The following is a 10,190-nucleotide window of genomic DNA, read 5'->3' as shown; positions in this document are numbered from 1 at the left end:
CAGCCATAACGGCGGCCCGTCAGGACAGACACGTCGTGCTTATCGAAGAAGCGGAACTTGGCGGCACGTGCTTAAACGAAGGCTGTATGCCAACCAAGTCGCTGCTTGAGAGCGCCGAGATATATGGAAATGTAAAGCGTGCGAAACGCTTCGGCATCTCCTTGCCGGAAGAGGAAGTGCGGATCGACTGGAGGCGCGTACAGCAGTACAAAGACAACACGGTCAAAAAACTTGTCCTCGGCGTACGGCATTTAATGAAAAAGAATAGAATTGAGGTCATCCGGGGAACGGCGTCGTTCGTAAACGATCATTTGCTTCAAGTCGAAACGAAGGAAGGCACACAAGAGGTTGCGGCAAATCGCTATATTATTGCTGCAGGCTCGGAGCCGATTGCGCTGCCGTTCGCTCCGTTTGACGGGGAATGGATTCTGCACAGCAAGCATGCCATCGCTCTGTCTAAGCTACCGGAATCGCTCGTCATTGTTGGCGGAGGTGTCATCGGCTGCGAGTTTGCCAGCATTTATAGTCGAATGGGCTGCGAGGTCACGGTGATAGAGATGGGAGATCACATTCTACCGGAGGAAGACGCCGATATCGCTGAAACGCTTCAGGCACAGTTGAAAAAAGACGGAGTAACCGTCTATGCGTCCGCACGGCTGGAAGAGTTGGATAAAGCGAACCGATTGGCTGTAATCCGGCAGGGAGAGGTGAGGATCGAGAAGCAGGCTGACTGCGTACTGGTGGCTATTGGTCGCAAGCCCCGTACGGAACAGCTTGGACTTGATCGCGCCGGTATCATGTATACGGAACACGGCATTGAAGTAGATGAAGAGATGCGGACGAACATACCTCATATTTACGCATGTGGCGATATCGTAGGAGGTGTTCAACTGGCCCATCTTGCCTTTCATGAAGGGGAGATCGCCGCACTGAACGCCTGTGGAATGTCGCGTCAGGTCAACCACCGAACCATTCCGCGCTGCATCTATACATGGCCGGAAGTTGCCGGTGTCGGATTGACCGAACGGCAAGCGCGGGCCAAGTACGGCGATGTTCGTATTGGCGAGTTTTCCTTCCATGCCAATGGTAAAGCGCTCATTCTTCAAGAACAAACCGGAAAAGTGAAAGTCATTACGGAGCCGTCATTCCAGGAGATTCTCGGTATCTCGATCGTAGGACCGCGCGCAACGGAGCTGATTGGCCAGGGAACGCTTATCATGTATACGGAAATGACGGTGGATACGATGGGAGACTTCCTGGCCGCGCACCCGACGCTTGCGGAAGCCATTCAGGAAGCGGTGCGTGCCGCCACAGGGGCGGCCGTACATATCTAAAATGAAAGAGCCGGAAGGGCATGTTTCCTTCCGGCTCTTTTTGGGTATTTTCTTCGGTTTTATTGGTAATCCGGCATGAGGTTGCGGACCAGATAAGGCTCAATCGTCTCGGAGACGGTAAACACTGTATGCGCCAAATCATTTCAAAAACCGCTTTACATGTCTTGAGATAATAGGATTATTTTGTCTAAATATATAGAATATTTGATGAAATTAAGGGGATATGTCGATAGGAAAAAGTTGAGAATGAGTAAAACTTCAAGTAAAATAAAGGTATTAAAATACTACGTATAAAAAACGGAGGAACCAATGATTTTCCGTTTCGGATACCATAATGAATACGAAAAATATTTAATGGAACAAATGCGGGCCGACCTCACTATTCATTCTTATATGATGGAGATGACTATTTTTTTTGCCTGGCTCGGGCGGGTACATCCGCATATGGAGCTGCATGATATCGGCTACTCCACCGTGACCCAGTTTATCGAGGAAGAGCTGAAGGCGGGGCGGCAGGTATCAACGGTCAACAAGAAAATCTCCGCGCTCAAGTCCTATTTTCACTTTCTGTGGTTGAAGGGCGTCATCGGCCTTGACCCGTGCGCCAAATTGAAGCGACGTCCGGATGTGAAGGAGGAGCAGGCATTTTCTTTATCAGATGATGAAATAGACTTCTTGTTTCACACAATTGGACAGGATGCAGCCGCAAAAAATAACGAAAAAGTATATGCGCGCAATATGGCGCTTGTCACCCTGTTTCTCTGGGGAGGACTGCGCATTCAAGAGGCTTCCAACTTATTATGGAGCGAAATCGTCTGGCAGGGGGACTCTGCCATTGTTGGCATCTCGCTCGGCAATATACGGCGGATCGTGCTCAACGAGCGCGAAGCGCGCTATTTACGCACACATAAAGGGCTTTCGGAGGATGCAACGTTCGTATTTACGTCGCGGCAGGGTGAGCGGATGAGCCCGAGGAGCATGCAGTTTATTTTAAATACATTGGGCAAGAAAGCAGGTTTGCACATTCATGCACAGAAGCTGCGTAATACGTTCGTGGTCCATAAGCTGATTCAGGGATACAGCCGGGATGAAGTGGCGGACATGCTGGGGATCGACCAGCTGATTCTGCCGGAGCATGTCATGGAAGAGATAGCGGCACAGCGATAATATGGAGAATGTACACATAAAAAAGGCGCTTATCCAAGCGCCTTTTTTGGTGCGGATTGCAGAATCGTTTCTCATTTTCCTTCCGTTTTTCTTTAAAGTGTTATGGGTATAAATAAGAAATGTATGATCTTTTTCTATTTTGTTCCAAATTACATGCTGTATAAAGGAGCGATGCGATTTGCCCCATATCACTGCAGTAGGAACCGCCGTACCTCCTTACATTTTGCGGCAGGATGAGATTCGCGACTTTGTGCGCCGCCTGTTCGCCGATTCGTTCCGCGATATCGACCGCCTCCTCCCCATTTTTCATAACGGTCAGGTTAAAACCCGTCATTTCTGCGTACCGTTGGAATGGTTCGGTCAATCACATACATTCGCCGAGAAGAATGCGTTGTTTCAGGAATGGGCGGTCCGGCTTGGCGTAGAAGCCGCAAAAGATTGCCTTAATCGCGCCGGCAAAAGCGTGAGCGATATTGACCACCTCTTTTTTGTTTCGACTACAGGAATTGCCACGCCAAGCATTGATTCCCGCATCATTAATGAATTGAAGATGGGGGTGTACACAAAGCGAACGCCGATTTGGGGGTTAGGGTGCGCGGGTGGAGCGGCCGGGCTTTCCCGTGCCATAGATTACGTAACCGCATATCCGGATGAATGTGTGCTTTTGATTGCGGTGGAATGCTGTGGACTGACGTTTCAGCGTGAAGATAAGTCCAAGAGCAATCTGGTTGCGACTTCCCTGTTCGCCGACGGTGCGGCAGCGGTGCTGGTGGAAGGGGAGGCCTGTGTCAGGGCTTCAGAGAAGAAAATCCAGGTCGTTGACACGATGAGTACACTCTGGCCGGACACCCGGGACGTAATGGGCTGGGACATCAACGAGCACGGTCTTAAAGTTATTTTCTCGCGCGACATTCCTGCGATTGTATGCCAGCTTCTCAAGCCCGGCTTAATGGAATTTCTGGAGCGGCACGGTCTGACCGGACGTGATATCCGGCATTTTATCGCGCATCCGGGCGGCAGGAAAGTCATTGAGGCTTACGCCGAAGTGGTAGGGGTCGAGCTCGCTTATTTTTTCCATGCGCTGGATGTTTTACATCGGTTTGGTAATATGTCGTCGGTTACTGTGCTGTTCGTGCTTCAAGCGTTCCTTGAGCAAGGAATCGCGCCGGGGGAGTATGGCATTGTAACCGCACTGGGGCCGGGCTTTAGCTCTGAGATGCTATTGGTGAAAGGATGAGGGATGAATGCCTGTATTTTATCTCGTTTTTCTGTTGATTATCTCCCAGCGTTTGCTGGAGTTGAGAGTCGCCAAGCGAAACCGGGAGTGGATGGAGAGCCGGGGTGGCGTGGAGATCGGAGCCGATCATTATCCGTTGATGGTTCTTCTCCATACCGTTTTTTTCGTAAGCTTATGGGCGGAAGCCGCACTGCGCGACTATCCGCTGTCGAATCGGTGGCCGCTCATTGTTTTTGTCCTTATCACCGTACAGATCATCCGTTATTGGGCCATTATCTCGCTCGGCCCTTACTGGAATACCCGCATTATATTCGTGCCGGGGGGAGAGGTGGTCAAGCAGGGACCATACCGTTTCCTGCGGCATCCGAATTACACGGTCGTCATTTTAGAAATCGCTTTGATTCCGCTTTTGTTTCAAGCGTATGTAACGTGCATTTTATTTAGCCTATTGAACGCACTGATGCTGCGCCACCGCATTCGCATCGAAGAAACGGGACTTGCACAACACACGGATTATACCGACACGATGGGCAGCCGCTTCCGGTTTATTCCGAAATCTCCTGAAAAATAAGCAAAAGTCTTGCCAATCTCGCATAAAAGGTTTAATGTATTTTTAATATTTAAAAAAGCAAATTAATCGAGGTGGCTGGACAATGAAGTACGCTTTTGCACAAAGAACCCGGAATTTTGAATCTTCAGCGGTGCGAGACATTCTCAAAGTGATTAGCCAGGGGAATATTATCTCGTTCGCCGGCGGACTTCCTGACGACGACTTGTTTCCTCTCGCCGCGGTAGAGGAAGCGTACAAGCGGGTATTCGAAGGCGGGAAACATACGATGCAGTATGGCTTAACGGAAGGATTCACTCCGCTGCGTGAAGCGATTGCAGACCGGATGGCCGTGCGCAAGCAGATCCGCATGGATGCGCAGAATATTTTGCTGACGACCGGTTCTCAGCAGGCGATCGACCTGTTTGCCCGCGTTATGCTAAATCCGGGCGATATTGTTCTTACAGAGAATCCTACATACCTGGCGGCACTGCAGGTATTCCAATCATACGAAGCGAAGGTAGTTGCAGTCGATTCCGATGCATCGGGTATGCTGCCGGAAGATCTGGAAGAAAAGATGAAGACCTACGCACCGAAATTTGTCTACGTCGTGCCGACGTTCTCAAATCCGCGCGGCAATGTATGGTCGCTCGAGCGGCGGGAGCACTTGCTGCGGCTTGCGAAGAAATATAATGTCATCATTTTTGAAGATGATCCGTACGGTGAAATCCTGTTCGATGAGGCATCCGGCTATACGCCGATCGCAGCGCTTGATAATGGGGAAACCGTGCTGTACACCAGTACGTTCTCAAAGACGGTGGTACCTGCGCTTCGCACCGGCTGGGTTATGGGACCGTATCAAATTATCCGTATGATGGCACAGGCCAAGCAGGCCGCTGACCTTCACTCCAGCTCTATTGACCAGCAGGCGCTGTACTGTTTGCTGCGCGATTTTGACCTGGATGCGCACATTGCCGGCCTGCGCAGTGTATATAAAGAGAGAATGCATGTTATGCTCGGTCAATTGCAGCGTCTCAACCTGCCAGGCCTTAGCTACGTGATTCCGCAGGGCGGCATGTTCTTCTGGTTGGAACTGCATGAGAGCATCAACACGAAAGATTTGCTTCCGAAGGCGATTGAGAAAGGCGTAGCCTATGTGCCGGGGGCTCCATTCTACGTATCGAATCCAAAGCACAATACATTCCGCCTGAACTACACGCACTCTGTACCGGAGAAAATCGAGTATGGCATGAGCCAACTGGTAAGTGTACTGGAAGAAGCGTACACGACGATTTCAATAGACAAAGCAATGGTATAGCCTGGGTGGAAGTGAGAAAAAGTATACGGATGACAAAGAAGAAGAGAATGGGGAAAAAGGCGAACGCCTTTTTCTTCCCTGGCTCTTTTTTCTCTCTTCCCTTCTTCCGTTCAAACAATTTTTATGTATGAAGCAGTCAGCCATAGAGTTTGATGTGGAACCTCTTTTTTGTATACATTCATATACGATGTAAAATGGCTCAGCCGACTCTTTCGTTTGAAGAAGGGGTCGGTTTTTTCATGGGCTTCAAAAATTCGCCCGGGTATTCTGGTTTCGTTGCTTTTTATCCAGAATTACGCTATACTTCCCCTAACTAACGATAGGTAGGGAGGAAGTCCATTATGACGGCGGACAAAATCAAAGCGGCGGCGCTGCCTTTGTTTGCACGAGGCGGGTACGAAGGCACGTCACTCTCTGATATCGCACGGGAAGTCGGGATTAAGAAACCGTCGATTTATGCGCATTTCAAGAGCAAGGAAGACCTTTTTCTTGCTGTATTTGCAGACGTGATGTGGGATCAAATCCGGCACAGCGAACGGCTGGCCCGGGAAATCAAAGACTATCCAGTCGAGAAGAAGCTGTTTGCCATCCTGAAAGACAGCTGTGCATACTACCTGCAGGATGAAGAGAGAACGGCATTCTTCAAGCGAACGATGCTGTTTCCGCCCGATTTTCTGGAGGAGAAGCTGCGGGAGAAGTTTCTCGCTTCCGAGGAAGCGCAATCCGCGATTCTGCGTGAGATTTTTGCTGAAGGAATGAAGCAGGGCATCATCCGGCAGGAAGAGATGGATCATCTGCTTGCCTCGTATTATTGCTTGATGGACGGCCTGTTTGTCCAGGCATTTTATTACGGGCGGAAGAACTTCGCTGCAAGGCTTGAAAGCGTATGGAAGACATTCTGGCTGGGCGTTACGGTCCAGTCGAAAGATAAAAAGTAAAGGGGAGGCAACAAGAACGACATGGCTTGGGTATTTTTATTTCTTGCCGGTTTATTTGAAGTGGTGTGGGCGATTTCATTGAAATATACACAGGGGTTTACCCGGTTGTATCCGACGATCATTACCGTGGCCGGAATGGCGATTAGCTTTTATCTCCTGTCCGTGGCACTGCGCACGCTGCCGATCGGCACGGCATACGCAGTCTGGACGGGAATTGGCGCGCTGGGTACGGTGATTGTGGGCATGCTGTTTCTAGGAGAGTCACGCGACGTGATGCGCATCGTTTTTTTATTGTTGCTCGTAACAGGCATTGTCGGTCTAAAAGTAACGGCGAGCCACTGAACAAGCTGTTTCTTATGTGCGGCTGCGGTAGGTTTGTTGGCGGAAATACGGTACAATAAAGGATGAAACCATTGGTAGAAAAGGAGCGCGTTGGATGGAAGGGGTTATTCTTGCCGGCGGGCAAAGCTCGCGGATGGGCACGCCGAAAGAGCTGCTCACGATTGAAGGAAGGCCGCTCATTGAACGGACATGGCGCCTGCTTGACCGGGTAACGGAGCGCTGCATCATCTTGTCCAACCATCCGGAGCGGCTCGATATGATACCGGATAAGGTACCCATCTATCCTGATGACATCCCGGGACAGGGACCACTTGGCGGCATCGCCACCGCCATGCGCGTCGCAGGGGCGGATGTGCTGATAGTAGTAGCATGCGATATGCCCGCGCTGACGGAAGAGGTTCTTATCCGGCTGTGTAGCCACGCTCCCATGCTTGAGACAGAGTACGATATTATTTATCCGGTGTGGAGAGGACGAGCGCATCCGCTATGTGCTTTGTACCACCGCCGCCTATCCCGGATGGCCGCGGCGCTGCTTTCGGACGGCCGCAGGCGAATGTTCGATTTAATCGACGGTGCACGGGCGAAGGCATGGGATGCGACACCATACTTTGCACCGGATCCTTTTTGCAATATGAACACGATACAAGAATATGAACGATTTCAAAAAGGAGAGAGACTATGAGATTTCATCGCGATCCGATTTCCGTGGCGGAAGCCCAGCGGCGTATTCTTGCGTTCGCCGGAAAAAATAAAGTTGAACATGTACCGTTGACCGAGAGTGAGGGACGTAGGCTGGCCGAGCCGATTCGTGCCACGAATGACGTGCCTCATTTTCCGAAGTCGCCGTATGACGGTTTTGCAGTGCGTGCGGAAGATACGGCCGGTGCATCGCTTGAGAAACCGGTAGAGTTAGAAGTTGTCGGTGCGATTGCCTGCGGTGATGCACCGGATTTTACAGTCGGCAAAGGACAGGCGGCCCGCATTATGACCGGGGCCGCCATTCCCGAAGGTGCGGACTGTGTCATCATGTTCGAGATGACGACAGAGAATGAAGCGCGGGTTGAGAAAGTGGTTGGCGTGAAAAAAGAGATGAAGGCAGGAGAAAATGTCATTCAGGTGGGAGAAGAAAAGAAATCAGGCGACCTGCTGGTGGAAGCAGGCAAGCGGATTGGTCCCGGTGAGATGGCTATTCTCGCTACATTCGGCTATGCGGAGGTACCGGTATACCAGTTGCCGAGAATCGGAATTTTGGCGACCGGATCGGAATTGCTCATGCCGGAAGAGCCGCTGCGCTACGGCAAAATCCGCAACAGCAACAGCTATATGACCGCAAGCCAGGTGCGCCAGGCGGGTGGCATCCCCGTACTATACGGCAACCTGCAGGATGACCCGGACGAAGCAGTGGAGCGGGTGCTTACCATTCTTGAGGAAACGGATATGCTGATTACCTCGGGCGGCGTATCGGTAGGCGATTTCGACATTATGGTCGAAGTGTTCAAGCGGCTTGATGTAGATTTGCTGTTCAATAAAATCGCGATGCGGCCCGGCAGTGTTACTTCGGCCGCCCGCTACAACGATGCCTTTATTTTCGGCCTTTCCGGCAACCCGGGCGCCTGCTTTGTCGGTTTTGAACTGTTCGTCCGTCCGCTGCTGCAGGCGATGCAGGGAAAACCGGAAACGGGGCTCAAAGAGATGGAAGCAGTGCTTGGCGTCGATATGAAAAAGCCGTCTTCGTTCCCCCGCTACGTGCGCAGCTCCTGGAAGATCGAAGACGGAAAAGCAGTCGTTTATCCGGTGGGACAGGACAAATCGGGGGTCGTTACCAACATTACGGACGCTAACTGCCTGATGTGCATTCCGCCGGGCGGAAGCGGTGTTGCCAAGGGCGACACGGTGACCGTTCTTATGCTTCCTTACAATGTCGGAGAATAGAAGGGGACACTATGGCACTGGAAAAACACTCCCCGCCCGTGCTGCAGGTTGTCGGCTATTCCAACAGTGGAAAGACTACGCTGGTGACCAAACTGCTCGCCTATTTGACGGCACAGGGCTTGCGAATCGGAACCATTAAACACGATGCGCACGATTTTGATATCGATAAGCCGGGGAAGGACACATGGAAGCACCGCGAAGCGGGTGCTTCCATCGTCTCGATTACGTCGGCACAGAAAACGGCCGTGATTATTCAGGAGCACCGTTCGATTGAAGAACTGCTCCCTTTGTACCGGGAGATGGACATGGTGCTGATCGAAGGATACAAATTCGCAGACTATCCAAAAGTGGTTGTTTTGCGTCATCCTGAGCACCTGGAATTGCTGACAGACGTAACGTCGGTACTGGCGGTTGCAAGCTGGGAGAGGTTTGCGGATATAGTATACCCGCAATATGACGTGAACGATATCGAAAGCATTGCCGGCGTGATGCTGGCGTATGTTAAAGGAGAGACACGATGAAACTGTTTGAAATTGTCGAACAAGCCATATCTGTCGAACAGGTTATGAACAAGATCATCCATCCGAACTGCGGCGCAGTGAATCTGTTCGTCGGAACCGTGCGGGAGTTAACAAAAGGCAAGCGGACCATGTATCTGGAATATGCCGCTTATAAAGAAATGGCGGAAGGCCAACTGGCGCGCATCGGCCAAGAGATTCAGGAGAAGTGTCCGGATGCGCGCGTTGCCATTACACACCGCATCGGCCGGCTCGATATCAGCGACATTGCGGTCGTCATTGCGGTAGCCACGCCGCACCGTGCCGATTCATATGAGTATTCGCGCTATGCGATTGAGCGGATTAAAGAGATTGTGCCAATCTGGAAGAAAGAGCACTGGGAAGACGGCGAAGCGTGGATTGGCGATCAGAAGGAAACGGCAGCCTATCCGACCGGAAAGCCGGAGTTTGGAGGGGATGAGACATGATTACAGTGAAGTTGTTTGCGGCAATGGCGGAAGAAGCAGGCGAAGATACCCTGACATTATCGTGGAACGAAGGAATGTCGACAGAAGATGTGAAGCGATGGCTTGGCGAGCGGTATCCGGCGCTTGTGCCGCGTATACCGGCGGCCATGGTTGCTGTTAATCAGGAGTTCGCGGCTGGATCGGCAGCATTAAAAGATGGAGACGAAGTAGCGTTTATTCCTCCGGTTAGTGGAGGTTGAGTAAAGTACACAATGTGGAAGCCCGGATTCGTATCATGCGAATCCCGGGCTTTCTGTATAGCATACAGAGATATACGAAGAAAACCACCATGGTGTCTCCGCCGCAGCCCCGATATGAAAATCGTGGGAAGAGCGGCTGGCTTTTGTGGTA

At 51.3% G+C, this 10,190-nt stretch carries 12 protein-coding genes; all 12 read left to right on the top strand.

What is annotated here, in order from left to right:
• Window positions 1–1,334 (top strand): dihydrolipoyl dehydrogenase (gene lpdA, locus B2899_RS02985; protein ID WP_286883974.1); only part of this gene is annotated, 1,334 nt, incomplete at its 5' end.
• A gap of 309 nt (window positions 1,335–1,643) precedes the next feature.
• Window positions 1,644–2,501, top strand: coding sequence for a tyrosine-type recombinase/integrase (locus B2899_RS02980; RefSeq protein ID WP_146809272.1), 858 nt, complete (start codon window positions 1,644–1,646; stop codon window positions 2,499–2,501).
• A gap of 178 nt (window positions 2,502–2,679) precedes the next feature.
• Window positions 2,680–3,738, top strand: a complete 1,059-nt coding sequence (locus tag B2899_RS02975) for a type III polyketide synthase (RefSeq protein ID WP_286883972.1) — start codon at window positions 2,680–2,682, stop codon at window positions 3,736–3,738.
• 7 nt (window positions 3,739–3,745) lie between these two features.
• Window positions 3,746–4,309 (top strand): isoprenylcysteine carboxyl methyltransferase family protein, encoded by a 564-nt coding sequence (locus B2899_RS02970; protein ID WP_286883970.1) that lies wholly within the window; start codon window positions 3,746–3,748, stop codon window positions 4,307–4,309.
• Between the two features lie 82 nt (window positions 4,310–4,391).
• Entirely contained in the window at window positions 4,392–5,603 is a 1,212-nt protein-coding gene (locus B2899_RS02965) for a PLP-dependent aminotransferase family protein (RefSeq protein WP_146809275.1), read from the top strand.
• A gap of 341 nt (window positions 5,604–5,944) precedes the next feature.
• Window positions 5,945–6,541, top strand: a complete 597-nt coding sequence (locus B2899_RS02960) for a TetR/AcrR family transcriptional regulator (protein ID WP_146809276.1) — start codon at window positions 5,945–5,947, stop codon at window positions 6,539–6,541.
• 21 nt (window positions 6,542–6,562) lie between these two features.
• On the top strand, window positions 6,563–6,883 hold the full coding sequence (gene sugE, locus B2899_RS02955) for a quaternary ammonium compound efflux SMR transporter SugE (RefSeq protein ID WP_146809277.1): 321 nt from the start codon (window positions 6,563–6,565) through the stop codon (window positions 6,881–6,883).
• Window positions 6,884–6,977: 94 nt separating this feature from the next.
• Window positions 6,978–7,565, top strand: coding sequence for a molybdenum cofactor guanylyltransferase (gene mobA / locus B2899_RS02950; RefSeq protein ID WP_286883962.1), 588 nt, complete (start codon window positions 6,978–6,980; stop codon window positions 7,563–7,565).
• Entirely contained in the window at window positions 7,562–8,815 is a 1,254-nt protein-coding gene (glp, locus tag B2899_RS02945) for a gephyrin-like molybdotransferase Glp (protein ID WP_286883960.1), read from the top strand. Before mobA ends, glp begins: the two co-directional genes overlap by 4 nt.
• A gap of 11 nt (window positions 8,816–8,826) precedes the next feature.
• On the top strand, window positions 8,827–9,336 hold the full coding sequence (mobB, locus tag B2899_RS02940; protein WP_146809280.1) for a molybdopterin-guanine dinucleotide biosynthesis protein B: 510 nt from the start codon (window positions 8,827–8,829) through the stop codon (window positions 9,334–9,336).
• Window positions 9,333–9,800, top strand: coding sequence for a molybdenum cofactor biosynthesis protein MoaE (locus B2899_RS02935; protein ID WP_286883957.1), 468 nt, complete (start codon window positions 9,333–9,335; stop codon window positions 9,798–9,800). The genes mobB and B2899_RS02935 overlap by 4 nt, the downstream gene beginning before the upstream one ends.
• Window positions 9,797–10,039, top strand: coding sequence for a molybdopterin converting factor subunit 1 (gene moaD / locus B2899_RS02930; protein WP_146809282.1), 243 nt, complete (start codon window positions 9,797–9,799; stop codon window positions 10,037–10,039). Before B2899_RS02935 ends, moaD begins: the two co-directional genes overlap by 4 nt.
• The last annotated feature ends 151 nt before the right edge of the window (window positions 10,040–10,190 follow it).

It is taken from the genome of Aneurinibacillus sp. UBA3580, from assembly GCF_002375825.1.
In the GTDB taxonomy this organism is placed as follows: Bacteria; Bacillota; Bacilli; order Aneurinibacillales; family Aneurinibacillaceae; genus Aneurinibacillus; species Aneurinibacillus danicus.
Note: the sequence above shows the minus strand (reverse complement) of the source record. Positions and strands in the feature narration are given on the sequence as shown.

Bases quoted from the DNA above. Each gene is read 5' to 3' on its own strand.
- sugE (WP_146809277.1), top strand. From the start codon at position 6,563: ATGGCTTGGGTATTTTTATTTCTTGCCGGTTTATTTGAAGTGGTGTGG.
- moaD (WP_146809282.1), top strand. From the start codon at position 9,797: ATGATTACAGTGAAGTTGTTTGCGGCAATGGCGGAAGAAGCAGGCGAA.
- mobB (WP_146809280.1), top strand. From the start codon at position 8,827: ATGGCACTGGAAAAACACTCCCCGCCCGTGCTGCAGGTTGTCGGCTAT.
- mobA (WP_286883962.1), top strand. From the start codon at position 6,978: ATGGAAGGGGTTATTCTTGCCGGCGGGCAAAGCTCGCGGATGGGCACG.
- B2899_RS02960 (WP_146809276.1), top strand. From the start codon at position 5,945: ATGACGGCGGACAAAATCAAAGCGGCGGCGCTGCCTTTGTTTGCACGA.
- B2899_RS02965 (WP_146809275.1), top strand. From the start codon at position 4,392: ATGAAGTACGCTTTTGCACAAAGAACCCGGAATTTTGAATCTTCAGCG.
- B2899_RS02980 (WP_146809272.1), top strand. From the start codon at position 1,644: ATGATTTTCCGTTTCGGATACCATAATGAATACGAAAAATATTTAATG.
- B2899_RS02970 (WP_286883970.1), top strand. From the start codon at position 3,746: ATGCCTGTATTTTATCTCGTTTTTCTGTTGATTATCTCCCAGCGTTTG.
- glp (WP_286883960.1), top strand. From the start codon at position 7,562: ATGAGATTTCATCGCGATCCGATTTCCGTGGCGGAAGCCCAGCGGCGT.
- B2899_RS02935 (WP_286883957.1), top strand. From the start codon at position 9,333: ATGAAACTGTTTGAAATTGTCGAACAAGCCATATCTGTCGAACAGGTT.